We start from the raw sequence: 405 nt of genomic DNA on the forward strand, positions 1-405 counted from the left end.
ATTGCAAAAAACAAACAAGTATTCATTACAGTGTTCTTGCTGTAACTCATTGGCAACGATTTTACTTAACCTGAACTCGGGATAAGAAAATTTGAACTAATAGCCCTCCAAGTGATCGGATCTTTCGACCAAGAGAAACCCCATCACACCGGAGGGCTTATGCATAAATTAGTGGAAGTGTTTTGCGATGTCGATGATTTTTGCGCTGTTTTCATTCCTGAATTGGAAAAAACGCTGTTAACCGATGGTACACGCAAGTGTCAACGCGCTGGCCGTATGACGATAAGCGAAGTGATGACCATCATCATACTTTTTCAGTTATCCCACCACCGTGATTTCAAGAACTTCTACACCGGCTATCTGACTCATTTCTATAAATCAGCTTTCCATAATTTACTCGGCTAC

Annotated in this window: 1 pseudogene; it reads left to right on the plus strand. The window is 41.0% G+C overall.

The annotated features are described in order from the left end of the window. Positions 1–159: 159 nt before the first annotated feature. A pseudogene (locus tag FW758_RS24835) lies at positions 160–405 on the plus strand (IS982 family transposase); the annotation flags it as partial.

It is taken from the genome of Shewanella sp. 1180_01, from assembly GCF_052850535.1.